Below are 26,546 nucleotides of genomic sequence, written 5' to 3'. Positions count from 1 at the left end.
GTGTAGGCGACAAAGTCCTGACGGGCTTGCCTGAGAGTGAACAGCGCCTTGCCCCGCGAAAGCACGCCAACGCCTTGAAACACAAGAACTTCTTCTGGCGTCCCCAGGCGGCAAGGTCGGCTTGAAATGGTCAGAGTCTCGCCAAATTCAAGCCGGGTCGCGTCAAACTATTGGTGAATTTCGTCCCGACCCTTATTGCGGGCATGGTCCTGATGACCACGGAGCCGTTTTGAGCATCACCACCGATCAATTGCGCGCGCGCGCCGCGGGTACGTTTTGGCTGCGGCTGGCGGCGGTGGCGCTGCCTCTCCTGTTGATCGCGCCGGCGTTCTGGAACGGCTATCCGCTGTTGCAATGGGATACCGGCGGCTATCTGGCGCGCTGGTACGAAGGCTATCTGGTGCCGAGCCGGTCCACCGTATTCGGCATCTATCTGCACCTTGGCGAGAGCTCCGGATTCTGGATCAATCTCGCGGTCCAGTCGCTGGTCACATTGTGGCTGTTGCAGCTCACCTTACGCGTCCTCTCGATGATGCAGACGGCCCGCTTCGCGGCCATCAGCCTGCTGCTGATCCTGTCGACGGCCCTGCCCTGGCTTGCCAGCATGCTGCTCACCGACATCTTCGCGGGGCTGTCGGTGCTGTCGCTGTTTCTGCTGGTCGTTGGCGGCAGCCGCATCTCTTGGGCGGAGCGGGCCGCGCTGTTTGTCTTCACCGCCTTTGCGGCCGCAACCCACAGCGCCACGCTCGGCGTGCTGTTCGGGCTCTGCGCCGTCGGCTGGATGGCGCGGCCGTTGCTTGGGCCTCGTCTGCCGATCGCTGGACTGGCCCAGGCGAGCCTGACAATCGTCGCAGGGGCGCTGATGCTGATCGCAGCCAACCACGCGCTGTCAGGCAAATGGGCCTGGACGCCGGGCGGCACCGGCGTCGCCTTCGGTCGCATGATGCAGGACGGCATCGTTGCGCAATTCCTGAACGACCATTGCCCGCGCGAAAACTTCAAGCTCTGTCCCTATCGCAATGAGCTGCCGGCCACCGCTGACGAATTCCTATGGGGCCACAGCATGTTCAACACGCTCGGCCGCTTCGATGGGCTTAATGACGAGATGGGCACCATCGTCGAACGATCGCTCGCGGACTATCCGGCGTGGCAGGCCGGTGCGGCGCTGCGGGCGACGGGCCAACAATTGCTGCATGTGGCGACCGGCGAAGGCTCCAGTGTCTGGATTCCGCACACCTACGGCATCATCGAACGCTACATTCCGGCGCAGGTCGCGCCGATGCGCGCGGCGCGTCAGCAGAATTGGGAGCTCGATTTCGACTACGTCAACTGGCTGCACGTGCCGGTCGCGCTGGTCTCGATGCTGGGGCTGCTCGCGCTGCTCGGATACGCGCTCGCCCATCGCCGGCTCGACGACCTGACGCTGCTGGCGGGGACCGTGACGCTGGCCCTGCTCGGCAACGCCTTCATCTGCGGTGTGATCTCAGGCCCGCACGACCGCTACGGCGCGCGGATGGTGTGGGTCGCGACCTTCGTGGTGCTGATGGCGCTGTTTCGTGCATTCGGCGACGACGATCCAGTCGAGACAGCTCAACCGCGGCGTGACAGGAAATCCAGCACGCCCGACTTGTAGACCTTGTCGCCGACCGCACGCATGTGGTCGCGGTTTGGGATGTCGAGCACTTCGGACCCGGGGATGATCGCGCCGAGCGCGCCGGCCGAGCCCGCAACGTCATCGGTCGAGCCGACTGCAATCAGCACGGGCACATCGATGCGTGCGGCCTCGTCGCGGGTCATGAGATCGCGCGTGCCACGCAGGCAGGCGGCCAGCGCCACGCGGTCGGAGCGGGTCTGATCGGCAAACGCACGAAACGTGCGACCGACGGGATCGCTGACGTCGTCGAGCGAGGCCGCTTCCAGCGCCTCGGCGACGACCTCGCCAGGCCCGGTGCCTTCAATCAGGCCGCCAATGCCGATGCCGCCGAGGATCGCCGAGCGCAGGCGCTGCGGCTCATTGAGACCGAGCCAGGCCGTCATCCGGCCGCCCATCGAATAGCCCATGATGTCGGCCTGAGGGATGGCGAGATGATCCATCAGCGCCAATACGTCGCCGGCCATGGTGGGGATCGAATATTGCGCGGGATCGTAGAGCTTTGCGCTCTCGCCATGACCGCGATTATCGAGTGCAATGACGCGGCGACCGTTCTTGCGCAGCTCCGAGACCCAGGTCGGATAGACCCAGTTCACGTTCTTGCTGGAGGCAAAGCCGTGCACCAGGATGATCGGATCGCCCTCGCCTTCGTCGAGATAGGCAATTTCAACAGCGCCGTTGTGAAAGCTCGGCATCAGCAGGTCCGCAATGTTGTGGGGAGAGGTTTAATCTTAGGCCGTGGCGGCCGCGTTGGCCAGTGCGGCTTCGGCAGCCAGTTTAGCCTGGCGAAGCCGCCGGGCCCGCCTGCGGTCGCACCATCCTTGCGTGAGGCGCTCGGTGGTCGCCTTGATCGAGGACAACAGGCCGAACAGCGTCAGCGCGGCACCGAGGAGCCACAGCGTGAGATCGAACGCGCCGCCGACGAGCAGCAATGCACCGCGCCCCAGCAGCTTCATGATCGCGCGCGTCTTGCTGCCTTGTGCTTCCGCCAGCCGCGCCGCGCGCGCGACATCCTTCGGACCCTCGGCGATGCGCAAGGTATCCATGGCGCCGCGCGTGCCTGATTTCTCGGCCACGCGCGTGACGTCCTTGCCAAGCCGGACCAGCGCACCCGCCTTCTCGACGCGGAACCCGGCCTTGATCGCATTCACCGTCTCGCCCGGCCGCAGCACCGAGCCGGAGGCGACCGCGTTCTGGAGCATCGGCGTATCCACCACCTCGCGCGCGGACCGGCCGGCCCATTCGGCGAGACCTTCGCCGAGCCGTCCGACCTTGCGGGCATCCTTCACCAGCGTCAGCCCGGCACGAACAGGCGCGGCGCCGCCGGCGGATACGTAGGTCACGGCGGTCACCGCGAGACCCGCGGTGGCAAGACCAAGCACCAGGCGATCGGTATCCTCGCCCATCGCAAGATGCTTGCCCTCGCGCACGACGTCCCTGATATCGCCGATCACGAAGAGATCGCCGGCGACCGTCCCTGACAGGCTCGCGACATCTTCGGCATTGCCGGTGACGAGACCGGTGGCGAAGCGCTTGGCGAAATGCGAAGAGGAGTTTTCCGACTTGACGGCGTCGCTGACCCGGCCGAGCAGGTCGTCGGGCAGTGCGATGTTGCGGTCACGCGCGAGCGCGACAAAGCTGTCGGCGAGGTCGGCATCATCAGCCTTGAGAGCAGTCTCGATATTGTCCTGAACCAGGCGATCGTTGTTCGCGAGGGTCGCATCGAGCTTGAGTTCGGACAGCGCCGCCGGATCATCCTGGGCGGCGAGGATAGCGCCGGCCTGCCGGGCATGCGGCGCTACCTGCGCGAGCACAAGGCTGCATGCAGCAATTCCTGCCAACGCTGAGCTGATTCGCAGCCACTTCATGCTGAAAGCCTGGACATTGGCAGAATCATTTTGCGCCTGATGGTTCGTCTTTCGTCGCAATTTCGCGTGTCCACAGACATAGTATGCCAAAATTGCGACACAACGTCCCCGACGAAAGAAGGGCTTCTCTGAGGCGACAAGATTGTGTCGAATTTGCATGAGCAAATGAGCATGGGGCAATTGCGAACCTTTCGGTTCCGCCGGGCTAGCAATCACTTGCACCCATCAGTATGGTCCGCGGCGTCGATAATATGCCGCGTCACTGCTGATTGTGTCTGCCGCCATTGCCACTCCAGGATGAACTACGATGTCCGACCATGTCGTCCCGCACTTCCATAACGATGCCGGTGTCCCCGTCATCGAGATCGGCTCGCAAGAGTTCATGTGCGTCGGCGCCAACCCTCCGTTCGATCATCCGCACGTCTTCCTGGACCTCGGCAACGACAACGAGATCATCTGCCCGTACTGCTCGACGCTGTACCGCTTCGCCGCCGATTTGAAGGCGGGCGAGGCCCGTCCGCCGGAATGCGTCTTGAAGGACAAGGTGGCCTGACCGTCCCCCTCGGTCAGGGGTGGCTCTCCCGCGAACGATCGTCATTGCCGGTGCCGGCATCGGAGGATTGACGGCTGCGCTCGCGCTCGCGGCCCGCGGTTTTCGCATCGTCGTGCTGGAAAAGGCCGAGCGGCTCGAGGAAGTCGGCGCCGGCCTGCAACTCTCTCCCAATGCCAGCCGCGTGCTGGTCGAGCTCGGCCTCGCCGAGCGGCTGAAGCTGCGCGCCGTGGTCCCGGACGCGGTGTCGATCATGAGCGCGCGCGCCGGCGGGGAGCTGTTGCGGATGCCGCTCGGTGATGCGGCGTCAGCGCGCGCCGGGGCGCCCTATTGGGTCGTGCACCGCGCCGACCTGCAATCGGCGCTCGCGGGCGCAGTCGCTGATCATCCCGATATCGATCTGAAGCTGGGCGCGACCTTCGAGGATGTCGCGCCTCACGCCAAGGGACTGACAGTCGTCCATCGCAGCGGCACCATCAGGCGCAGCGATCTCGCCAGCGCGCTGATCGGCGCCGACGGCATCTGGTCGACGGTGCGCCAGCATCTGTTTCCCGAGGTGCAGCCGCGCTTCTCCGGTTTGATCGCCTGGCGCGGCACGCTGGATGCCACGCAATTGCCGAAGGATTTTACAGCGCGGCGGGTGCAGCTCTGGATGGGCCCGAACGCGCATCTGGTCGCCTACCCCATCGCCGGCGGACGCCAGCTCAACGTGGTGGCGGTGCTGCCGGGCACCTGGAACAGGCCGGGCTGGAGTACGCCCGGCGATCCCTTCGAGGTGATGGAGGCCTTCGCCGCGCCGCGCTGGCCGCCGACGGCGCGGATGCTGCTGGCCGCCGTCGACAGCTGGCGCAAATGGGCGCTGTTCGGCGTGCCCGACGGATGCCCCTGGAGCAAGGGCCCGGTCGCGCTGCTCGGCGATGCCGTGCATGCGATGCTGCCGTTTGCCGCGCAAGGCGCCGGCATGGCGATCGAGGATGCAGCCATGCTCGCCCGGCATCTGAGCCTCGATACGGCCGAGGACACGGCCGGCATCACCGCGGCGCTGACCCAATATGGTCGTGCACGTCAGGCTCGTGTCAGGAAGGTGCAGCAGACCGCGCGGCAGCAGGGCCGCATCTATCATCTGGGCGGCCCCTTCGCGATCGCGCGCGATCTCGTGATCCGCGCGCTGGGACCTGAGCGCATGCTGGCGCGGCAGGACTGGATTTACGGCTGGAGGCCCTAGCGTTTCGGCGCGGGCTTGATGTCCGGCCGTTGGGGCGCGGTCGCCGCCGACGCCGCAGCAGGCGGTGTTTCCCGGCACCTGTTGCGGCGCCACGCATCCTCGGCCAGCTGCGCCATCCCACGGACCGCGATATAGTCGTTGCGATAGGCGAGCTCGGACACGACCGCGCCGCCGGTCCCGGTCTCGGCCTTGTCCATCAGCTTCTGCAAATCCGCGGTACGCGTGGCGAGCGATTTGCGCTCGGCCTCGAGCTGTTTGCAGTCGTACAATTCGTATCTGGCAGGATCGGCGAAGGCTGGAGCGATCGTCTCGCTCACGCCGGCGCAGCCTGACAGCGCGAAGCCGGCCCCGACGAGCGCGGCAACCGCGCAAGGCAAGCGCAGGGAGGAGAAAGGCAAAGCAGGCATGGGTCGCAAAATAGTCCCCGTGAATTGAGAATGCCTAAAGCAGGACCAGATGTCCGGATTGAGGCTTTGCCTTGTGCCGCCGGCTCGCTTAAGGAAGAACCCCCTGTCCGGCCGAAGCGCCAGTTCCAGACGGTTGGACGGGACTTAAGTGTTTGATCTCGTTGGATCAAGCGGGCATGGCGGAATTGGTAGACGCAAGGGACTTAAAATCCCTCGGCGCGCAAGCGCTGTGCCGGTTCGATTCCGGCTGCCCGCACCACCTGCCCCGGCGCTGCCGATTGCGCCCGCAGGATGATCCAGAAGCACAGCAGCGCGATCGCCAGCTGATCAAAGCCATCTATGAAGACATACCCTGTGATCGACGCCAGCGCAGGGATGCCGACCGCAATTGCCAGGACGACGGCAAGCCCGGCTGCAGGAAGATCGACGACGAGAATGGCGGCGTAGAGGGCGATATCGAAGAAGGCATATTCCTTCAGTCGCGGGGCGCAGAGGTAGAGCGCATACATCGTCAGCACGACGAGGCGCATTGCCGGGACGGGATGCTCAATCAGCCAGCGGTCGAACCATTTTAGGGGTGATCTTGCGTCGGCCGGCCCGTGCGCAGCAACCATGCGCCAGACCGAAACAGCGAGCGGCGCGATCACGAGCGCCACCGCGGCGAAGCCATAAAGCGAGGCAGCGATCAGCTTGCTGCCGCCGAGCCCGAGACTGTCCGCGAGAGCGAGCGCGAGGAACAGGAGCGACGGATTGAGGTCGTCACCTGGCGAATGTTGCCCCGGAATCTGGCCGGAGATCGCGCTCAGCCAGCTCGGAAACAGGTTTGCGTAAAACACCGCCGAGATCAGAATCGGCAGCGCGAATGCACCGGCTGCAACAGCAATCAGCATCAGCTTGCGCGAGCGCCGCAGCGGCAAGAGATAGAGCGCAGCGAGGATCGGACAGTAGACCAGCTTGAACGAGGTCACGAGGCCGAGCAGCGCAGCCCCGGCCAGCTGCAGCGACAAGGTCTTGTTCCCCTGCCCTTCGGAACGGGCCGGACGCAGCAACAGAGCCAACGCCACCGAGGTCAGCAGGCCGCTGAAGATCGCAAAATTGCCGGTCGCCAGAATCCATTCAAGCCCGACGAAGCCGCCAAGCACGAAGATGACCCGTAGCGCGGTGTCGCGGAGGCTTCGGCGTCTCTCGCCGAGACAAGGCAACGCTAGCGCGCACAGGATGGCTAGAAAGAGATAGATGCTCTTGTAATGGGCAACCAGGACGCCGCCGGCGCAGAGCGGACGAAAAGCGTCCAGCGTCGCGGGCAGATAAGGATAGGAATACTTCGCGTCGCTGAGGTTCTTGACGAAATAGGGATCAAGCCCGGCGATATGGGCATCGACGGCGGCGCAGTTCACCCGCGCGTCCCAGCCGAAGGTCTCGTCCATGCTGAGATAGATCGCGGTAGCGACAGCGACCAGCATGGCCACGACCACGATGAGGCGGGTCAGCCAGCTCGTGCCCGGCGCATCGGCCGCATGTGGCCGCCCCGTGGCGGCGATGGATGTAGCACCGCCGCTCTTCATGGAACCAACTCTTCCCGTTGGTCGCGGGCCAGCATGCTGCGAAAATCGAACAGCATGGTCCAAAAGCAAACCAGCGCGATGGCGAGCAGAGCGAAGCTGCCCTCAAACGCAACGCCGGCAATCGAAGCCATTGCGGGGCTGGCTATGGCGACGGTCAAGACCATGGCGAGCGCCGGCGTCGAAAGATCGACGACGAGCACGGCGAGATAGAGCGCCAGCTCGAAGAAGGCATATTCCTTGATGCGCGGCGAGCACAGATAGAGGCCGTACATCGCAAGCACGGTGACGCGCATGGCTGTTTGCGGGTGATCCATCAGCCAGCGGTCGAGCCGTGCCGGGAATGATGCTCCACCGGCGGCAATTCCGAGCGCGCTCAGCAACACCAGGGCAAAGGGCGTGATCACGAGCGCGAATGCGGCAAGCGCGTAGATCGCGAACTCGATCGGCCTGCTGTCCGCGAGCCCGATATGGTCCATCAGATTCCGCGCGACCAGAAGCAGCGATGGATTGATTTCCTCCAGATGGACCGAATGCTGGTTGGGGATCTGTCCCTTAATCGCCAGCAGCCAGCTCGCGAACAGCTCCGGATAGAACACCACCGAGATCAGGATCGGTAGCGCGAAACCAAAGCCGGCCACCGCGAGAAGACCGAGTTTCCGGGCCCGTCGCAGCGGCAGGAAGTAAAGTGCGGCCAGGACGGGGCAGAACACCAGCTTGAACGACACGACGAGACCGAGCAGCGCAGCGCCGGCGGCGCGCATCAGGAAGCGCCGATCGCCATTCGCTTCGGCTGGAAGCAGCAGCGCCAGCGCAACCGCCGTCAAAAGGCCGCCCAGAATCGCAAAATTTCCGGATGCCAGCACCCATTCGAAACCGACGAACGCGCCGAGCGCACAGAGCACCTTGAGGCCGACATCGCGCAGACCCGCACGCGACCTGCGTAGTCCAGGGAGGAGCAAGCCACAGAGCGCCGCGAGGACGAGATAGAAGCCTCTGTAGTGATCGACGAGAAGGCCGCCTGCGCAAAACGGACGAAACGCGTCAAGCGTCGCCGGGAGATAGGGATAGGAGTAGGAGGTGCCCTTCAGGTTCTTGACGAAGTAGGGATCGAGCCCTGCGACATGCGCGTCGACTGCCGCACAATTGACACGGGCGTCCCAGCCGTAACCCGTTCCCAGCGCCGTGTCGTTGGCGAGATTGTAGAGCGCCAGCACGGTTACGATCGCGATCAGGGAACCAAGCCAGACATTCCGCTTCGCAGCCGTGTCGGCCGACGGCCCCAACCATCGTGTCGCACCCGTGACGTCGGACACCGCAAAATACCTGTGTGCTGCTTGAGTTCCCCCGGCGCCTGATCTGGCGTCCAGTCGGCACACAGTGGACAGGATTTGTTGCGGATTCATCTTCCCAAGCGGTTGTCGCCGCTCTTATGGTGAATCCCTGGTTTCCAACCCCTGCAAGGGACGGCAGGTCAACCTGACCTTCCGGCGCGGGCGGCCAGCCAGGCATCGAGCGCCTCGCGCGTGTCCTGCGTCGCCGCCATCCGCGCGAACTGCTCGCTCTCGATGGCGAGCCCCTCCGCGATCGAAGCGTTGAGGCCGCGCGTGGCCGCCGTAATGACCCGGGCCACCGCAAGCGGCGAATGCCTGATGATGCGATCAGCCAGCGCCAGGGCGGTATCCAGCAGCTCCTCGTGCGGCACGATGCGGTTGACGAGGCCGATCTCGCAGGCACGTTGCGGCGAAAAGGAATCGCCGGTCAGGAGATGTTCCAGCGCCCGCTTGCGGCCCGCGAGTCGCGGCAGGCGCTGCGTGCCGCCGAAGGTCGGCGTGATGCCGATTGCGATCTCGGGCTTGGCAAAGCTGGCGCGCTCGCTGGCGATGGCAAGATGCACGGCTTCCGTGATCTCGCAGCCGCCGCCGAAGGCGATGCCGTTGACCGCAGCGACGATCGGCTTCGGAAACCCTTCCATGCGCGCCGTCATCGCCTGCCCGCGCCGCACGAAGGCTTTCACCGCAGCATCGGGGCCAATCTTCACGCTCTCGGCGAATTCGGCGATGTCGGCGCCCGCCGAGAAGGCGCGATCGCCGGCTCCGGTCAGCACCACGGCGCGAATGCGCGCATCATCCTCGATGCGATCGAGGATCGCCATCATCTGATCGATCAGCGCGTAGCTCAACGCATTGAGCTTGCTCGGGCGGTTCAGGGTCAGCAGCGCGACGGCGCCGCGCGTTTCCAAGAGGACGAGGTCAGACAAGAGCAGGTTCCTTCCAGATCGAACGGGAGCGGAAGTCAGCCACAGCGGAATTGTTGTGTATACTCACTAGGCAGTATACATTGCAGGCATGGCCACCAGGGGTGACAGCACACGCGAGCAGATCGTCGTTGCGGCGACGCGGCTGTTCTATGGCGAGGGCATCAGGGCGGTGAGCATGGACGCCGTCGCCGAGAAGGCCGGCGTCACCAAGAAGACGCTGTATTATCACTTCACCAGCAAGGACGAGCTCGTCGCCGAAACCATCGCAGCGAGGGACCAGCCGACGCTGGAGCTGTACATGCGCTGGTTCGCCGAGACCGATGGCTCCGTGGCCGACAAGGTCCGCGGCCTCTTCACCAAGCTCGGCAAGTCGGTGGATACGCCGAAATGGCGCGGCTGCGGCTTCCTGCGCACCATCGCCGAGCTCGCCAACACGCCGGCGCACCCGGCGGTCAAGGCCGGCGCGGCCCACAAGAAACGTTTCGAAGCGTGGCTTGAGGCGGAATTGCGCAACCAGGACATTGGCGGCGCGGCTGCGCTGGCGCGTCAGATCGTGATCCTGCTCGACGGCGCCACGACCGTGATGTTGATCCATCGCGATCTCGCTTACGTGGAGACCGCCGGCCTGATGGCGCTGGACCTGGTCGAGCGGTCCCGGCGTGCGAGCTGACTCCAGCCCCCGTCTTCACCATTTGTTGTCCCTCCCCGGCCCCGCCGGACAGCCATCCCAAAACATGGGTTGTGCGATGCAGCACGAGCCTTAGATATGACCTCTGAAATCAGAGGTGTGCTGCTTGTCCGACGTCAATGCCGACGAATGGGTGTCCTCGGGACACCGTCCGATGGGTTTTCCCGAATTCGTCATCGTGATCGCGTCCATCATGGCGCTGAATCCGCTCGCGATGGACATGATGCTGCCGGCGCTGCCCAATATCGGGGCGGCCTTCAACATTCCCAACGCCAACCATCTCCAGCTCGTGCTGTCGACCTTCCTGATCGGCTTCGGCGCCGGCCAGTTCATCATGGGCCCGCTGTCGGACCGGTTCGGGCGACGGCCGGTGCTGCTCGGCGGCATGGCAGTTTATGCGGTGGCGAGCGTGCTGGCGGTCGCGGCGCCCACCTTCGAAACGCTGCTGCTGGCCCGCGCGCTTCAGGGGCTCGGTACGTCAGCGACGCGCGTCATCGCGACCTCGATCGTGCGCGACTGTTATGCCGGCCGCCGCATGGCGAGCGTGATGTCGCTTGCAATGATGATCTTCATCGCGGTGCCCGTGATCGCGCCCTCGTTCGGACAGGCGGTGTTGCTGGTCACGCATTGGCGCGGCATCTTCGTCGTGCTGATGCTCTACGGTGTCATCGCGCTGGCATGGAGCGTGTGGCGGCTTCCGGAGACGCTACCCGAGACGGAGCGCAGGTCGCTCGCACCTGCCGACGTGCTCTCGGCGTTCCGCCAGACCGTCACCAACCGCCAGACCATCGGCTATGCGACGGCCGCCGGCAGCGTCATGGGCGCGCTGTTCGCCTTCGTGTTTTCCGCGCAGCAGGTCTTCACCGGCATCTATCATCTCGGCCATTACTTCCCGCTTGCCTTCGCCGCGATCGCGGCCGGCACCGCCGTCGCTGGCTTCCTCAACGCAAAGCTGGTCGGGCGGCTCGGGATGCGCGTGATCTCGCACGGCGCGCTATCGCTCTATGCTGCGGTGGCAGGCGTGATGCTGCTGACCGAGATCCTCGGCGTGCTGCCGCTGCCCCTGTTCATGGCGCTGTCGGCGCTGATGATGTTCTCGTTCGGCATGATGGTTGCCAATTTCACCGCGCTCGCGATGGAGCCGCAGGGGCATATCGCCGGCACCGCCTCCTCGCTCTACGGCTCGATCACGACGCTGATTGGCATCGTGGTCGGCACCGCGATCGGCCAGAGCTTTGATGGCACGCTGCTGCCGTTCTCGATCGGCTTCTTCCTGTCGACGCTCGCGGCGCTCGCAATCGTGATTGTCGTCGAGAAGGGACGGCTGTTCAAGCCGCATCATCGCCCGATCGTGTGAGGAACCTCGAAGGCGCTTCGATGTTGTCCTGCAGCAATTCGAGAGGCCGCTTCAATGGAACTGGAACAGCGCGACGAACGTCGCAAGTCGAACCGGCAGCCCGCCGAACCCGCGGCATCGCGCGCTGAACAAGCCGCAGTCGACCCGCCCTTCGCCAGCGAGGGACTCGAACAGGTCCGCGACAGCCACTGCTGAACGCTCTCGATTATCGTTGTGAAGCGCTTGCTTCACGCGAATCGGCACCCGCTTCGCTCGAAAACGATTCAGTCCAGGCCGCGCTTGCTCGCACTGAAATCCTGCGCGGCGCTCTCGGGCGATGCATCACCGTTCGCGCGCGGCGGCACGATCATCATCACCACGTCCCGAGACAGGCCGGTTCGGCCCCACAGCGAGGCCTGCACGGTGAACTCCCGTCTGACGAATGTCGCGGTGCGCGAGGTCACCCATTCCATCCAGCGAGCGCAATCGTCCTGACCCTTGAAGCAGAGTGCGGCCCAGCCGCGATCCAGTGTCGTCCTGCGCGGCAGCCCCCAATTGTGCTGATGCTCGAATGGACGCGCGTAGAGCGGATGGTCGGGGCTGTAGAATGCGGTGGCGAAAGCGAGTGAATCGTCGCCACTGACGGCTCTGAGGGGCTCGCCGGTCAGCTCGTGCCATTGTCTTGTGAGCTCGCTTGCGGCTTGCGCGTAAAGATTCCGTCCCTCTTCGTAGCCGTTGATATTGCGATAAAAGTCATGGATGGGGGCCGCGACCAGGACGGCGACCAGCGCAACACCTGCAACGATGACCGTGACATTGACGGTGTAGAAGCGCTCGATCGGGTAGCGAGCGCCGCAGACGATGAGCACGACGAATAGAAACAGCCCCTGCAGGGCCCATAGCGACGGCAGATCAGTCCCCATCGCGAGCGAGGTCAGAACCGGCAGGACGATCGTGCCGATGGCGACGTAGAAGAGAAGCCGAAGGCCCGCGCTCATCGCAACAAAGTCGGCCGGAAATTGTTTCAGGCGCGTGCCCGATATCATCACCCAGATCAAGGCCGCAGCGCTGATGGCCGCGATAAGCCCCAGCAGGAAGTTCTTCACGTCACTGAGCGAGCTGACAGCATTGCCATTGGCATGGGCCAGCGCGTAGCCGAAGGTCGACGCTCCCGTGGTCGCAAGCCAATAGATGTGCGGCGACAGCACCGCGAGCCCGGTCAAGGCCGAGATCCAGGGCGAAGCCGAGGTGAAATAAGCGCGACGCGAGGGGTGCGCCAGCGCCGCAACCGCAAAGCTCGCGACCAGAAAGATCGAATAGTATTTGCCGACCATGGCGAGCGCCGCGGTGCACCCGGCCGCGACCGCCCAGAACACCGACCGTGTTTCGAACGCGCGCAGAAAACACCATGTGGCCAGCGGCCATGTCGCCAGCAGCACGGAGTTGGCGTTGAAGCGCTGGGCGTGGAATTGATAGGCCGGCGTCAGCATCAACAACAGCAGCACCAGGATGCGCTTGTGTCCGGTGACGAATTGCCGCGCCACGCAGTCGACGAAGAACAGCGCGAGCCCCGCATTCACCATCGCCATCAGTTGCAGCGACACGTCGCCGACCGGGGATACGAAGGTCCAGCTTGCTGCGACCCAGCCCATCAGCGGCGGATGCTTGTGATAACCGAAAGCGAAATTCCGCCCCAGCGTCCAGGCCTCGAGCGTGTCGGGGTGCAGACCGCCACCGGCATAGGCGATGGCAAGATACAGCGTCCAGCTTGCGACGAAGCACGCAATAAGAAGTGGTACGGCCCAGCCCGCCTCCACACCATCGAGCCAGCGCAGCAACGGGCGCCGCCAGCGCGCCGGCGCGCGATCCGACCGTTCGGCCATCGCCTGGAATGCAAAATCGATCGGCACGAGACTCAAATCAAAGAAGGGCAAGCGGTGCTGGCAAACCATCTATTTCAGATCAGAAACAAATAGCAACAATTGGAAACCGGAAGAGTTAAAGGCGCCCCGCTTTCAGTGAAGGGCTCCCGCCGTAGGAGGAACGGCAAAAGACAACGGCGCCGCTGACGACAGCGGCGCCGCGTGTCGATGCTATGAGGTTGCGGGAGTTCCCTTATCCCTGCTTCGTCACTCCGACTTATCGATATTCCAGAACACCGGGGTCGCGGGGCCCTCGATCACGCCAGACAGCGACTTCCGCCACGCGCTCGGCGATTGATACTGGCCGAGCGGTATGTACAGCACCTGATCGTAGGCTTCCTTCTGGATCTCGGCCGCGATCTTCTTCTGCTCATCGAGCGAAGCCGCGCGAACGAACGCGTCCTTGAGCTGCTCGACCTTGGCGTCCTCCGGCCAGCCGAACCAGCCGCCCTTTTTGCCCTGCCCACCGACGGCGATGTTGGAAATCGGGTTCGAGGCGTCGGCGCTGACAAAGTTTGTGACGAACATGTCCCAGCCGCCCTCCTTCGGAGGCTTCTGGCTGGCGCGCCGGCTTACCACCGTCTGCCAATCGGTGGCCTGCAAATCAACCTTGAAGCCGGCTTCGCGTAGTTGCTGGGCCATTACGATCGGTTGAGCCTTCAGCGTCACGACGTCGCCCGGCGCCATGAGCACAACCGGTGTCCCGTCGTAGCCGGACTCGGCGAGCGCCTTTCTGGCCGCAGCCATGTCGCCGCCCTTCGCGAGGACCTCACCGCCAATCTCCGTCGCGAACGGCGTGTCGCAGATGAAGGCCGCAGCGCACGTCTTGTAGTATTTGGGATTGCCGATCAGCGCATCGAGCACGTCCTTCTGGTTGACCGCCATGAATGCTGCGCGACGAACCTTGACGTTGTCGAATGGCGGATGGAGGAAATTCATCCGCGCGCCAGTCTGGAATCCGAACTTGTTCAGGATATCAACCTTGAGGTCCTTGTCGGCCTCGATGGTAGGCAACATCTCGATGGCAGGCACTTCCATGAAATCGATGTCGCCCGACTGCAGCGCGTTCAACGCCGTCTGCGCGTCCGGCATGGTGATCCATTCGACGCGGTCGACCTTCACCACCTTGCCGCCCGCGGTCCAGCTCGGCGGCTCCTTGCGCGGAACGTAGTCGGTGTTCTTGACATAGACCGACTTCACGCCCGGCTGGAATTCATCCTGCACGAACTTGAACGGGCCGGAGCCGATCTGCTCGGGGATCTGCTTGTCCACCGGCGTCTCGGCCAGACGCTTCGGCATCATGAAAGCGACCCGCGAGGACGGCTTGCCGATCGCATCAAGCACGAGCGCGTAGGGCTCCTTCAGCTTCAACGTGATCGTCTTGGGGTCGGTCGCCTCGATGCTCGCGGTGAACAGCATCATCTGCTGCCCCATGCTGTCGACCGCGGCCCAGCGCTTCAGCGAGGCAACGCAATCTTCCGCGGTGACGGGCGCGCCGTCATGCCATTTCAGGCCGTCGCGCAGCGTGAATGTATAGGTGAGCTTGTCGTCAGAGATTTTCCAGTCCGCCATCTGCGGCTGAATCTTGAAGTTCGAATCCGTCGCGATCAGCGTGTCGAAGACCATGTAGCCATGATCACGCGCGATATACGCGCTGGTGAAGATCGGATCGAGGATGCGCAGATCCGAATGCATCACGGCGGTGATAGTCTTGCCGGCCGCAAGCACCGGCGAGGCGATGGCCGTGGAAAGCGCGACGACCGACAGCGCAAGTTTGGAGGCGAACGTGCGACGCCCCCGCCGCATGAGTTGGAACATTGAAGCCCTCCTGGCGAGAGCGGCACCGCTGCAAGCACGGCGCTGCGCGATGGAAAAGACGAAGGGCGCGGAATGCGCCCTTCGCTCGTTTCGACCTGGTCTTACTCCGACTTGTCGATGTTCCAGAAGATCGGCGTTGCCGGACCGTCGAGCACGCCGGACAGCGACTTCCGCCAGGCGCTCGGCGCCAGATACTGACCAAGCGGGATGTAGATCACCTGGTCATAGGCTTCCTTCTGGATCTCGGTCGCGATCTTCTTCTGATCGTCGAGCGAGGCAGCGCGGACGAAGTCGTCCTTGAGCTTCTCGATCTTGGCATCCTCCGCCCAGCCGAACCAGCCGCCCTTCTTGCCCTGGCCGCCGATCGAGAGATTGGAGATCGGGTTGGACACGTCGGCGCTGACCCAGTTGGTGAAGAACATGTTCCAGCCACCCTCCTTCGGGGGCTTCTGGCTGGCGCGGCGGCTCACCACCGTCTGCCAGTCGGTCGCCTGCGCATCGACCTTGAAGCCAGCTTCGCGGAGCAGCTGCACCGCGACCGTCGGCTGCGCCTTCAGCGTCACGACGTCGCCGGGCACCATGACGACGACGGGCGTGCCGTCATAGCCGGCCTCGGCGAGCAGCTTCTTGGCTTCCGCCATGCCGTTGCCCTTGACCAGCGATTCGGAGCCGACGTCGGTCGCGAACGGCGTATCGCAGATGAAGAAGGCGCCGCAGATCTTGTAGTACTTGGGATTGCCGACGAGCGCGTCGAGCACGTCCTTCTGGTTCATCGCCAGAAGCGCGGCGCGACGGATCTTCGGATTGTCGAAGGGAGGATGAAGGAAGTTCATGCGACCGAGCGTCTGGTAACCGAACTTGTTCAGCGTCTCGACCTTGAGGTCGGGATTGCCTTCAAGCACCGGCAGCAGGTCCCACGGCGGCACTTCCATGAAGTCGATGTCGCCCGACTGCAGCGCATTCACTGCGGTCTGCGAGTCCGGCATGGTGATCCACTCGACGCGGTCGACCTTCACCACCTTGCCGCCCGCGGTCCAGCTCGCCGGCTCCTTGCGCGGCACGTAATCAGGATTCCTTTCGTAGACCGCCTTCACGCCCGGCTGGAATTCGCCCTGTACGAACTTGAAGGGACCGGAGCCGATCTGTTCGGGAATCTGCTTGTCCGGCGGTGTCTCGGCGAGGCGCTTCGGCATCATGAAGGCGACGCGCGAGGACGGCTTGCCGATCGACTCCAGTACAAGGCTGTAGGGCTCCTTCAGCTTCAGCGTGATCGTTTTCGGGTCGGTGGCCTCGATGCTCGCAGTGAACTGCATCATCTGCTGGCCCATGCCGTCGACGGCGGCCCAGCGCTTCAGAGAGGCGACGCAGTCCTCCGCCGTCACCGGCGTGCCGTCATGCCACTTCAGGCCGTCGCGCAGCGTGAAGGTGTAGGTGAGCTTGTCGTCCGAGATCTTCCAGTCCGCCATCTGCGGCTGGATCTTGAAGTTCGAGTCTGTCGCGATCAGCGTGTCGTAGACCATGTAGCCGTGATCGCGCGTAATGTAGGCGGTGGTGAAGATCGGATCGATGATGCGCAGATCCGAATGCATCACGGCGGTGATGGTCTTGCCCGCTGCAAACACCGGCGAGGCCATCGCCGTTGCAAGCGCGACGACCGACAGCGCAAGTTTGGAGGCGATCGCGCGACGCCCCATGCGCATCAAGTGGAACATATAAAGTTTCTCCTGGCGTGAAACTGTTCAAAGGCGGATTATTGGTTGAGCATTTGGTTCGTTCGTTAGGCGAACTAACCTCGTGCAATGCCTTTATCTTTTCGAGACTTGCAGACAGTCCTGAGCGCGTCAATCCGGTTTCGGCGCAGGCCCTTGCGGCGAACGCGCGGGCTCTACAAAGTCCGGATTGGCTCTACAACTCAACTCCGCTCGTCCTGCCTGCCAGTCTTGCCTGCGCCGATGCAATGCGCATTCCATCTTTCGAAGCTTGAGAGACTTTAAGATGAATCCAGCCAATCTTCCCTTCGATTCGGAGACGATGCTCGCGGGCCTGCGCACCTGGGTGGAATGCGAAAGCCCGACCTGGGACGCGAGCGCGGTGAACGGCATGCTCGATATCGCAGCGCGGGATATGGCGATCATGGGTGCGACCATCGAACGCATCGCCGGCCGTCAGGGCTTTGGCGGCGTCGTTCGCGCGCGTTTTCCCCATCCGAAACAAGGCGAGCCGGGCATCCTGATCGCTGGACATATGGATACCGTCCACCCGGTCGGCACCATCGACAAGCTGAAATGGCGCCGCGAGGGCAACAAATGCTACGGCCCCGGCATCTACGACATGAAGGGCGGCAATTACCTGTCGCTGGAAGCGATCCGCCAACTGGCGCGCGCGTCCTTCACGACGCCCCTGCCGATCACCATCCTGTTCACGCCGGACGAGGAAGTCGGCACGCCCTCGACGCGCGACATCATCGAGGCGGAGGCTGCGCGGAACAAATATGTGCTGGTGCCCGAGCCCGGCCGCGCCGACAACGGCGTCACCACCGGACGTTACGCCATCGCGCGTTTCAATCTTGAAGCGACAGGGCGACCGAGCCACGCCGGCGCGACCTTGTCGGCCGGACGCTCGGCCATCCGCGAGATGGCGCGGCAGATTCTTGCGATCGACGCGATGACGACGGAGGACTGCACCTTCTCGGTCGGCGTCGTGCACGGGGGGCAATGGGTCAATTGCGTTGCAACGACTGCCACCGGCGAAGCGCTGTCGATGGCCAAGCGCCAGGCCGATCTCGACCGCGGCGTCGAACGCATGCTGGCGCTGTCGGGCACCACCAACGACGTCGCCTTCAAGGTGACGCGCGGCGTGACGCGGCCGGTGTGGGAGCCGGATGCGGGCACCATGGCGCTGTATGAAAAGGCGCGCGGCATCGCCAAATCTCTCGGCGCGGAATTACCACATGCGAGCTCCGGCGGCGGCTCCGACGGCAATTTTACCGGCGCCATGGGCATTCCGACTCTCGACGGCCTGGGTGTGCGTGGGGGCAATGGCCACACGCTGGAAGAGTATATCGAGGTCGAGAGCCTCGTTGAGCGTGGCCGCCTGATGGCGGGGCTGCTGGCGACGCTGGAGTGATCGCGAAGCCGTTCTGTAGGGTGGGCAAAGGCGCGCTTGCGCCGTGCCCACGACCTTTCGCCGACTGCAGCGAACGGTGGGCACGCTCCGCTTTGCCCACCCTACGAAGACTGGCCGCACTGCAAAATCTGTGGCCCTGATGGCACAGGAATTGCTGAAATGTTAGGCTGATGGCAGAACGGGCCATGACCGCTGCCGCCGATTTGACTCTCATCTGACGGGATCCAACTTGCTCGGATATCTCCTCCGCCGAATTTTCGCCGCCGTGCCCGTGATGGGCGTCGTCGCGCTGTTTGTCTTCCTGCTGCTGCGGCTGACGCCCGGCGACCCAGCCGCGATCCTCGCCGGCGACAATGCGACGCCGGAACGGCTGGAGCGCATCCGCACCTCGCTCGGCCTCAACGAGCCCTTGATCGTGCAGTTCATCACCTGGGTGAACAAGCTGCTGCACGGCGATCTCGGCACCTCGCTGATCTCGAACCTGCCGGTCATGAAGATGATCGGACAGCGCGTCGAGCCGTCGATCTCGATCGCGCTCTCGACCATCATCCTCGCCGTCATGGTCGCCGTGCCGCTCGGCGTCATCGCGGCCTGGAAGCACGGCACCTGGATCGACCGCTTCGTGATGGGTCTGTCGGTGCTCGGCTTCTCGGTGCCGGTGTTCGTGGTCGGCTATGTCCTGATCCAGGTGTTTGCGATCGACCTGCGCTGGGTGCCAGTGCAGGGCTTCAAGAGCATCAGCGCGGGCTTCGGGCCGTTCTTCGAGCGCATCATCCTGCCGACCTGCGCGCTGTCCTTCATCTACATCGCGCTGATCGCGCGCATGACGCGCGCGGCCATGCTCGATGTTCTGGGCGAAGACTACGTGCGAACGGCGCGCGCAAAGGGCATCAACGAGGTCGCGGTAATGCTGCGACACGCGCTGCGCAACGCCGCGGTGCCCGTGATCACCGTGATCGGCACCGGCTTTGCGCTTTTGATCTCTGGCGTCGTCGTCACCGAGAGCGTGTTCAACATCCCCGGCATCGGCCGCCTCACCGTCGATGCGGTGCTGGCCCGCGACTATCCGGTGATCCAGGCGATGATCCTGCTGACCTCGCTGATCTACGTCGTCGTCAATCTCCTGATCGACGTCGCCTACACGCTGCTCGATCCCCGCATCCGGTACTAAGGCTAAGGACAAGAACAACGATGACGGTCGATAGCCTTCCCCAATCCTCGATTCCGATCACGTCGCCACTGCGGCCGCGTCTCGGATTCCTCACCTCGACGCCGATCATCGCGGCGGCCACGATCCTGCTCGCGCTGATCGTGCTGATCTCGATCCTGGCGCCGCTGATCGCGCCGCATGATCCGATCCAGCTTGCGCCCTCGCAGCGCCTCAAGCCCTCCTCGGCGCAATTCCTGCTCGGCACCGATGCCTATGGCCGTGACCTGCTGTCGCGCGTCATCTATGGCGGCCGCATCTCGCTGCTGGTCGGCATCGGCTCGGCGATCCTCTCGATCACCATCGGGCTCGCGATCGGTCTCGTCTCCGGCTTCTTCAAGCTGGTCGATTCCGTGATGATGCGCATCATGGACGGCCTGATGGCGATGCCGAGCATCCTGCTTGCGATCGCCGTGGTCTCGCTGTCGGGCGCCAGCATCTGGACCGTACTGGTCGCCATCACCATCCCCGAAATCCCGCGCGTGGCGCGCCTGGTGCGCTCGGTCGTGCTGTCCGCGCGTGAGGAGCCCTATGTCGAGGCCGCGATCTCGGTCGGCTCCAGCCTGCCGAAAATCATGTGGCGGCACCTGATGCCGAACACGATCGCGCCGCTGATCGTCCAGGGCACCTATGTCTGCGCCTCTGCTATTCTCACCGAAGCCATCCTCTCCTTCCTCGGCGCCGGCATCTCGCCGGAGACGCCGACCTGGGGCAACATCATGGCCGAGGGGCGCCAGTATTTTCAGCTCAAGCCGACGCTGATCTTCTGGCCGGGCCTGCTGCTCTCGATCGCCATCCTCAGCATGAACCTGATCGGCGACGCCGCCCGCGACGCCCTCGATCCCCGCATGAAGCAGCGGGAGGGCAAGTGATGGCCGATCAAATGACCAACCCCGTCCTCGACATCAACAACCTCGTCGTCTCCGTCGGCAAGAAGCCGAACGGAGCAAAGATCATCGACGGCATCTCGATCCAGGTGCACGAAGGCGAGACGCTATGCCTCGTCGGCGAAAGCGGCTCGGGCAAGTCGGTGACCTCGCTGACCACGATGGGCCTGCTGCCGAAGGGCACGCTGGTTCCATCAGGCGGCAGCGTCAAGCTCGTCGGCGAGGAGATCCTCACCGCGACCGATCGCCGCCTGCGCCAGTTGCGCGCCACCAAGATGGCGATGATCTTCCAGGAACCGATGACCGCGCTCAATCCTGTCGTGCCGGTCGGCCGCCAGATCGACGAGGTGCTGCGCGCCCACACCAAGCTCGATGCGAAGGCGCGAAAGAAGCGCATCCTCGACATGATGGAGCAGGTCCACCTGCCCCAGGTCGAGCGCATCTTCGCCTCCTACCCGCACCGCCTCTCCGGCGGCCAGCGCCAGCGCATCATGATCGCAATGGCATTGGTGCTGGAGCCGAAGCTCTTGATCGCGGATGAGCCGACCACCGCGCTCGACGTCACCACGCAGAAGCAGATCCTGTCGCTGATCCGCGAGCTCCAGCGCGATCACGGCACCGCGGTGCTGTTCATCACCCATGACATGGGCGTGGTCGCCGAGATCGCCGACCGCGTCGCTGTCATGCGCCAGGGGCGCCTGGTCGAAACCGGCCCGCTCGACACCGTGCTGCGCAATCCCACGATGGAATATACCCGTAACCTGCTGGCCGCCGTGCCGAGCCTGGTGCCGCGGCCGCCGCGTGAGGAGAGCAAGGAACCGATCGTGCTCGAGGCCAACGACCTCAGCAAGATCTACAAGGAGCGCGCCTTCTTCGGCAAAGGCCGCGAAGTCGTCGCCGCCGACAAGGTGACGCTGACCCTGCGCAAAGGCCGCACGCTCGGCATCGTCGGCGAAAGCGGCTCCGGCAAGTCGACGGTAGCGCGCTGCATCGTCCGCTTGATCGATCCGACCTCGGGCGGCGTGCGCCTTGCCGGCCGCGAGATCTCCGACATCTCGCGCCGGCTGCTGCAGCCGCATCGGCAGAAGATCCAGATCGTGTTCCAGGATCCCTACCGCTCGCTCAATCCGCGCGTCACCGTGGGCGAGAGCATCGCCGAAGGCCCGATCAATTACGGCGTCTCACATGCGAACGCGATGAAGCGGGCGCGCGAGCTGCTCGAGCTCGTCGGCCTGCCCGCCGACGCGGTGTCGCGCTATCCGCACCAGTTCTCCGGCGGCCAGCGCCAGCGCATTGCGATTGCGCGCGCGCTGGCGCTCGATCCTGACGTGCTGGTCGCCGACGAAGCGGTCTCCGCGCTCGACGTCTCCGTGCAGGCGCAGGTGCTGGACCTGCTCGACGAGATCCAGAAGCGGCTCGGCATCGCCATCCTGTTCATCACTCACGATTTGCGCGTCGCTGCGCAAATCTGCGACGAAGTCGTGGTGATGCAGCACGGCCGCGTCGTCGAACAGGGCCCCGCCGCCGAAGTGCTGACACACCCGCAGGAGGCCTACACCCGGGCGTTGCTCGAAGCGGCGCCCGGCCGCGGCTGGGACTTTGCGAACTTCCGGCCGGTGTCGGAGGGCGTGGTGGCGACGGCCTAGTCAGTCCCTCCGTCGTCATTCCGGGGCATCGCGAAGCGATGAGCCCGGAATCCATCAAGCCGCAGAGTCTGTCGCCCAATGGATTCCGGGCTCGCGCTGCGCGCGCCCCGGAATGACGGGGGAGCAGCATTCCCAAAACGATCTGACCCTATGCGCAGCGCGATTGCTTCCCGCCTTGCTCTCCTCGCAAAGCCAAGGCTAACGTCGCGCACTTTCAATCGGCTGGAGATGCATTGATGACACGTATCGCCGTCGGCGGCTTCCTGCACGAGACCAACACCTTCGCGCCGACGAAGGCGACCTACGCCGACTTCCAGCATGGCGGCGGCTGGCCGGCGATGACTGTAGGCCCCGACGTGCTGAAGGTGATGCGGCGCATCAATGTCGGGCTGGCCGGTTTCGTCGACAGCGCTGAAGCCAATGGTTGGGAACTGGTTCCGACGATTGCCTGCGGTGCGAGCCCGTCGGCGCATGTCACGAAGGATGCGTTCGAGCGCATCGTGAAGGTGATGGTCGACGGCATCGCGGCCGCAGGCCCGATCGACGCCGTCTATCTCGATCTGCACGGCGCCATGGTCACCGAGCATCTCGACGACGGCGAAGGTGAGATTCTGGCGCGCGTACGCCGCGTCATCGGCAAGGATGTTCCGCTGGTCGCAAGCCTCGATTTGCACGCCAACGTCACGCCTGCGATGATGGAACATGCGGACGCGCTGATCGCCTACCGCACCTATCCGCATATCGACATGGCCGAGACCGGCCGCGCCTCGGCAAAACATCTTGCCCTGCTCCTGAAGACGAAGCTTCGCTTCGCAAAGTCATTCCGCCAGATACCGTTCCTGATCGCGATCAGCTGGCAATGCACCGACGACTTCCCCACCAAGGGCATCTACGAGAAGCTTGCTGCGCTGGAGAACGATGCGGTTCCGACGCTGTCTTTCGCGCCGGGCTTCCCTGCCGCTGACTTCCGCGATTGCGGGCCGAGCGTGTTCGCCTATGGCAAGACGCAGGAAGACGCCGATCGCGCCGCCGACGCGATCGTCAAGCTGATTGAAAGCCACGAAGACGATTTCGACGGCAAGATCTGGTCGCCCGATGACGGCGTGCGCCACGCGATGGAACTCTCCAAGAACGCGAGCAAGCCGATCATCATCGCAGACACCCAGGATAATCCCGGCGCCGGGGGCGATTCCGACACCACGGGCATGCTGCGCGCGCTGGTGCGCAACAAGGCGAGCGCTGCGACCGGTGTGATCTACGATCCAGAATCCGCCAAGGCCGCGCATGCGGCGGGCGTCGGCGCCGCCGTCACGCTCTCGCTCGGCGGCAAGTCGGGGATCGCCGGCGACGAGCCCTACACCGAGACCTTCGTCGTCGAAAAGCTCTCCGACGGCCGCTTCATCGCGCCCGGCCCCTACTTTGGCGGCCGCGAGATGGAGATGGGCCTCTCCGCAGCCCTGCGCATCGGCGACGTCCGCGTCGTCGTCTCCTCGCACAAGGCGCAGCTGGCCGACCAGGCGATGTACCGCTATGTCGGGATCGAACCGACGAAGGAAAAAATCCTGGTCAACAAGAGCTCGGTGCATTTCCGCGCCGATTTCGAACCGATCGCTGAACAGCCGATGATCTGCGCCGCCCCCGGCGCGATGCCGGCCGACACCGCCTCCCTGCCATGGACGCGCCTGCGCCCGGGCATCCGCATCAAGCCGAACGGCCCCGTTTTCAATCCCCCTTCACGCTAACCGGACAGGATCACATGCCCACCATCGAACGCATCGACGGCTATGCCGACGAACTCACCGCTATCCGCCGCGACCTGCACGCCCATCCCGAGATCGGCTTCGAGGAAGTGCGTACGTCCGGCATCGTCGCCGACAAGCTGACGAGCTGGGGCATCGAGGTGCATCGCGGTCTCGGCGGCACCGGCGTGATCGGCGTCATCAAGGGCAAGGGTTCGGGCAGCAAGCGTATCGGCCTGCGCGCCGACATGGACGCGCTGCCGATGGAAGAGAACACCAATCTGAAATGGAGCTCGAAAATCCCCGGCCGCTTCCACGGTTGCGGCCATGACGGCCACACCACCATGTTGCTCGGCACCGCGCGCTATCTCGCCGAGACCAGGAATTTCGACGGCACCGTGCACCTGATCTTCCAGCCGGCCGAGGAAGGCCTCGGCGGCGCCCGCGCCATGATCAAGGACGGCCTGTTCGAGAAGTTTCCGTGCGACGAGCTCTACGGCCTGCACAACGCGCCCGACCTCAACCACGGCGAAATCGCCATCCTGCCCGGCCCGGCCATGGCCAGCGCCGACTTCTTCGACCTCCGCATCACCGGCTATGGCGCGCATGGCGCGATGCCCGAGCGCTCCAAGGACGCGGTCGTGATCGCGACCACGCTGGCGCAGGCGATCCAGACCATCGTCAGCCGCAACGTCGAGCCGCTTCAGGCTGCTGTCGTATCTATCACCCAGATCCATGCGGGCTCCGCCTACAACGTGATTCCGGGCGATGCGCATCTGTGCGGCACCATCCGCACCTTCTCGAAGGAAGTCCGCACCCTGGTCAGCGAACGCATCCGCACCATCTGCGCCGGCATCGCCAGCGCCTATCAGTGCGTGATCGACGTCGACATCCGCGACACCTTCAACGTGCTGGTCAACCAGGTCGAGCAGTCCAAGGTGGTCGAGGACGTCGCGCGCACCGTTGTCGATCCCGCCAAGGTGATCACCCGCAGCCAGCCGAAGATGGGCAGCGAGGATTTTGCCGACATGCTGGAGACCATTCCCGGCGCCTATTTCTGGGTCGGCCATGACGGCTCCGTGCCGGTGCACAATCCCGGCTTCGTGCTCGACGACAAGATCCTGCCGATCGGCGCCAGCATGTTCGCCCGGATCATCGAAACGCGCATGCCGGTCGGTTAGCAATGAAGAAGAGCGCCGCGGAGGCGGTCACCTCGCTGCACGATCTCTCGGCGGTCGATCTGATCGCGGGCTATCGGGCCAAGCAATTCTCGCCGAGCGAGGTGCTGGAGGATTTGCTCGCGCATGTCGCTGCGTGGGAGCCGCATCTGAAGGCGCTCTATGCATTCGACCCTGAAAGTGCGCGCGCGGCCGCAAAAGCCTCGACCGCGCGCTGGACCGGGGGCGAGCCCTCTGGTCCGCTCGACGGTGTGCCTGTCACGGTGAAGGACAACATCGCGACCAAGGGCGTGCCGGTGCCGCTGGGTGCCGCGAGCGTCAAATTGGTCCCAGCCGAGAAGGACGCCCCGCCCGCCGCGCGGCTGCGTGAGGCAGGCGCGATCATCTTCGCCAAGACCACGATGCCCGATTATGGCATGCTGTCCTCTGGACTCTCTTCGTTCCATGCGCTCGCGCGCAATCCCTGGGACCTCTCCAAGAACCCCGGCGGCTCCAGCGCGGGCGCCGGCGCTGCGGCAGCGGCCGGCTATGGTCCGCTGCATCTCGGCACCGATATCGGCGGCTCGGTGCGCCTGCCCGCCGGCTGGTGCGGCCTCGTCGGCCTGAAGCCGAGCTTTGGCCGCGTGCCGATCGATCCCGCCTATGTCGGCCGCGTCGCCGGCCCGATGACCCGCACCGTCGATGATTGCGCGCTGATGATGAGCGTGATCGCCAAGCCCGACCGGCGCGACGGCACGAGCCTGCCCGCCGAACCGCTGAACTGGAAGGGCCTGGAGAAGTCGCCGCGAAAACTGCGCATCGGCCTGATGCTCGATGCCGGCGTCGGCCTGCCGGCGGAACGGCTCGTCCGCGATGTCGCGGTGAAAGCTGCAAAGGCGTTCGAATCCGCCGGTGCCGTCGTCACCGAAGTCGACGGCATCCTCACGCGCGAGATGCTCGACGGTCTCGACAATTTCTGGCGCGCACGGATGTGGGATGACCTTTCGAAGCTCGCGCCAGCCGAACAGGCAAAGGTGCTGCCCTATATCTTCAAATGGGGCGCCTCCGGTGCAAAGCTGTCGGGCGTCGACGTCATCAGAGGCTTCAACCAGACCATGGCGATCCGCGCGGCGGCATCAAGACTGTTCTGCGAGCTCGACTACGTGATCTCGCCAACGGCGCCGAACGTGAACTATGCGGCGGACTGGGCCTCACCCACCAACGATCCGATGCGGCCGTTCGAACACATTTGCTATACCGTGCCGTGGAATATGTCGGAGAACCCCGCCGTGTCCATCAATGGCGGCTTCGATGACGCGGGTTTTCCGATCGGCGTACAGCTCGTCGGCCGCCGCTTCGACGACATCGGCGTGCTCGGCATGGCCAAGGCGTTCGAGGGCCTGCGCGGGGCGCAAAGGCCGTGGCCCAAGCCGCCGGCGAAGTAGATGCCCAGTCCGCGCAAGACGGACAGCGGCGAGCGTGCGTCTCGTCTCATCG

At 64.4% G+C, this 26,546-nt stretch carries 24 protein-coding genes and 1 tRNA gene; 17 read left to right on the top strand and 8 right to left on the bottom strand.

Features of this window, described 5'->3' with window-relative positions; genetic code table 11:
* The first annotated feature begins 229 nt into the window (after positions 1–229).
* Positions 230–1,633, top strand: a complete 1,404-nt coding sequence (locus XI06_RS04765; protein ID WP_237866236.1) for a hypothetical protein — start codon at positions 230–232, stop codon at positions 1,631–1,633.
* On the opposite strand, the gene XI06_RS04760 is transcribed toward XI06_RS04765, so the two are convergent.
* Together XI06_RS04760 and XI06_RS04755 are read right to left on the bottom strand one after the other, a co-directional pair.
* Complete coding sequence (locus tag XI06_RS04760) at positions 1,591–2,346, bottom strand: alpha/beta fold hydrolase (protein ID WP_237866235.1); 756 nt, start codon at positions 2,344–2,346, stop codon at positions 1,591–1,593. The genes XI06_RS04765 and XI06_RS04760 overlap by 43 nt on opposite strands.
* A gap of 36 nt (positions 2,347–2,382) precedes the next feature.
* Positions 2,383–3,519, bottom strand: coding sequence for a hypothetical protein (locus XI06_RS04755; protein ID WP_271604692.1), 1,137 nt, complete (start codon positions 3,517–3,519; stop codon positions 2,383–2,385).
* Positions 3,520–3,826: 307 nt separating this feature from the next.
* Between XI06_RS04755 and XI06_RS04750 the strand changes: the two genes are divergently transcribed.
* Together XI06_RS04750 and XI06_RS04745 are read left to right on the top strand one after the other, a co-directional pair.
* Entirely contained in the window at positions 3,827–4,072 is a 246-nt protein-coding gene (locus tag XI06_RS04750) for a zinc-finger domain-containing protein (protein WP_007602543.1), read from the top strand.
* A gap of 19 nt (positions 4,073–4,091) precedes the next feature.
* Entirely contained in the window at positions 4,092–5,294 is a 1,203-nt protein-coding gene (locus tag XI06_RS04745) for an FAD-dependent monooxygenase (RefSeq protein WP_237866233.1), read from the top strand.
* On the opposite strand, the gene XI06_RS04740 is transcribed toward XI06_RS04745, so the two are convergent.
* Entirely contained in the window at positions 5,291–5,701 is a 411-nt protein-coding gene (locus tag XI06_RS04740; protein ID WP_237866232.1) for a twin-arginine translocation pathway signal, read from the bottom strand. The genes XI06_RS04745 and XI06_RS04740 overlap by 4 nt on opposite strands.
* A gap of 170 nt (positions 5,702–5,871) precedes the next feature.
* On the opposite strand from XI06_RS04740, the gene XI06_RS04735 reads away from it, so the two are divergent.
* The 3 genes from XI06_RS04735 to XI06_RS04725 all read left to right on the top strand — a co-directional run bounded on the left by XI06_RS04735 (position 5,872) and on the right by XI06_RS04725 (position 6,858).
* Positions 5,872–5,960: transfer RNA gene (locus XI06_RS04735), tRNA-Leu, on the top strand.
* Between the two features lie 19 nt (positions 5,961–5,979).
* A complete protein-coding gene (locus tag XI06_RS04730; protein WP_237866231.1) occupies positions 5,980–6,276 on the top strand; it encodes a hypothetical protein in 297 nt (98 codons plus the stop codon).
* Between the two features lie 24 nt (positions 6,277–6,300).
* On the top strand, positions 6,301–6,858 hold the full coding sequence (locus tag XI06_RS04725) for a hypothetical protein (protein WP_271604691.1): 558 nt from the start codon (positions 6,301–6,303) through the stop codon (positions 6,856–6,858).
* A 404-nt stretch (positions 6,859–7,262) separates the two neighbouring features.
* On the opposite strand, the gene XI06_RS04720 is transcribed toward XI06_RS04725, so the two are convergent.
* On the bottom strand, positions 7,263–8,579 hold the full coding sequence (locus XI06_RS04720) for a hypothetical protein (RefSeq protein WP_237866229.1): 1,317 nt from the start codon (positions 8,577–8,579) through the stop codon (positions 7,263–7,265).
* 158 nt (positions 8,580–8,737) lie between these two features.
* The gene (locus tag XI06_RS04715; protein WP_237866228.1) at positions 8,738–9,523 is read right to left on the bottom strand and encodes a crotonase/enoyl-CoA hydratase family protein; all 786 of its coding nucleotides are present in this window, start codon (positions 9,521–9,523) and stop codon (positions 8,738–8,740) included.
* A gap of 88 nt (positions 9,524–9,611) precedes the next feature.
* Between XI06_RS04715 and XI06_RS04710 the strand changes: the two genes are divergently transcribed.
* The 3 genes from XI06_RS04710 to XI06_RS04700 all read left to right on the top strand — a co-directional run bounded on the left by XI06_RS04710 (position 9,612) and on the right by XI06_RS04700 (position 11,763).
* Entirely contained in the window at positions 9,612–10,193 is a 582-nt protein-coding gene (locus tag XI06_RS04710; RefSeq protein WP_237866227.1) for a TetR/AcrR family transcriptional regulator, read from the top strand.
* A gap of 124 nt (positions 10,194–10,317) precedes the next feature.
* Entirely contained in the window at positions 10,318–11,568 is a 1,251-nt protein-coding gene (locus XI06_RS04705) for a multidrug effflux MFS transporter (protein ID WP_237866226.1), read from the top strand.
* A gap of 54 nt (positions 11,569–11,622) precedes the next feature.
* The gene (locus XI06_RS04700; RefSeq protein ID WP_237866225.1) at positions 11,623–11,763 is read left to right on the top strand and encodes a hypothetical protein; all 141 of its coding nucleotides are present in this window, start codon (positions 11,623–11,625) and stop codon (positions 11,761–11,763) included.
* A 68-nt stretch (positions 11,764–11,831) separates the two neighbouring features.
* Here XI06_RS04700 and XI06_RS04695 read toward each other — a convergent pair whose 3' ends face one another.
* The 3 genes from XI06_RS04695 to XI06_RS04685 form a co-directional block, all read right to left on the bottom strand.
* Positions 11,832–13,430 carry a glycosyltransferase family 39 protein gene (locus XI06_RS04695; RefSeq protein ID WP_237866320.1) on the bottom strand — a complete coding sequence of 533 codons (1,599 nt, stop codon included), beginning with the start codon at positions 13,428–13,430 and terminating at the stop codon, positions 11,832–11,834.
* Between the two features lie 246 nt (positions 13,431–13,676).
* Positions 13,677–15,287 carry an ABC transporter substrate-binding protein gene (locus XI06_RS04690; protein ID WP_237866224.1) on the bottom strand — a complete coding sequence of 537 codons (1,611 nt, stop codon included), beginning with the start codon at positions 15,285–15,287 and terminating at the stop codon, positions 13,677–13,679.
* Between the two features lie 101 nt (positions 15,288–15,388).
* Complete coding sequence (locus XI06_RS04685; RefSeq protein ID WP_237866223.1) at positions 15,389–16,999, bottom strand: ABC transporter substrate-binding protein; 1,611 nt, start codon at positions 16,997–16,999, stop codon at positions 15,389–15,391.
* Positions 17,000–17,016: 17 nt separating this feature from the next.
* On the opposite strand from XI06_RS04685, the gene XI06_RS04680 reads away from it, so the two are divergent.
* The 8 genes from XI06_RS04680 (at position 17,017) to XI06_RS04645 (ending at position 26,494) form a co-directional block, all read left to right on the top strand.
* Complete coding sequence (locus XI06_RS04680; RefSeq protein ID WP_237866222.1) at positions 17,017–17,271, top strand: hypothetical protein; 255 nt, start codon at positions 17,017–17,019, stop codon at positions 17,269–17,271.
* 11 nt (positions 17,272–17,282) lie between these two features.
* A complete protein-coding gene (locus XI06_RS04675; protein ID WP_237866221.1) occupies positions 17,283–18,413 on the top strand; it encodes a M20/M25/M40 family metallo-hydrolase in 1,131 nt (376 codons plus the stop codon).
* 229 nt (positions 18,414–18,642) lie between these two features.
* The gene (locus XI06_RS04670; RefSeq protein ID WP_237873480.1) at positions 18,643–19,584 is read left to right on the top strand and encodes an ABC transporter permease; all 942 of its coding nucleotides are present in this window, start codon (positions 18,643–18,645) and stop codon (positions 19,582–19,584) included.
* A 20-nt stretch (positions 19,585–19,604) separates the two neighbouring features.
* Positions 19,605–20,492 carry an ABC transporter permease gene (locus XI06_RS04665; RefSeq protein WP_237866219.1) on the top strand — a complete coding sequence of 296 codons (888 nt, stop codon included), beginning with the start codon at positions 19,605–19,607 and terminating at the stop codon, positions 20,490–20,492.
* Positions 20,493–20,503: 11 nt separating this feature from the next.
* Positions 20,504–22,153: an ABC transporter ATP-binding protein gene (locus XI06_RS04660; RefSeq protein WP_237873496.1), complete on the top strand. Its 1,650-nt coding sequence runs from the start codon at positions 20,504–20,506 to the stop codon at positions 22,151–22,153.
* A 236-nt stretch (positions 22,154–22,389) separates the two neighbouring features.
* Positions 22,390–23,895 (top strand): M81 family metallopeptidase, encoded by a 1,506-nt coding sequence (locus XI06_RS04655; RefSeq protein WP_237873479.1) that lies wholly within the window; start codon positions 22,390–22,392, stop codon positions 23,893–23,895.
* Between the two features lie 14 nt (positions 23,896–23,909).
* The gene (locus XI06_RS04650) at positions 23,910–25,073 is read left to right on the top strand and encodes a M20 aminoacylase family protein (protein ID WP_237866217.1); all 1,164 of its coding nucleotides are present in this window, start codon (positions 23,910–23,912) and stop codon (positions 25,071–25,073) included.
* A 2-nt stretch (positions 25,074–25,075) separates the two neighbouring features.
* Positions 25,076–26,494 carry an amidase gene (locus XI06_RS04645; RefSeq protein ID WP_237873476.1) on the top strand — a complete coding sequence of 473 codons (1,419 nt, stop codon included), beginning with the start codon at positions 25,076–25,078 and terminating at the stop codon, positions 26,492–26,494.
* The last annotated feature ends 52 nt before the right edge of the window (positions 26,495–26,546 follow it).

This window comes from Bradyrhizobium sp. CCBAU 11434 (assembly GCF_028128895.1).
Taxonomy (GTDB): Bacteria; Pseudomonadota; Alphaproteobacteria; order Rhizobiales; family Xanthobacteraceae; genus Bradyrhizobium; species Bradyrhizobium zhengyangense.
Note: the sequence above shows the minus strand (reverse complement) of the source record. Positions and strands in the feature narration are given on the sequence as shown.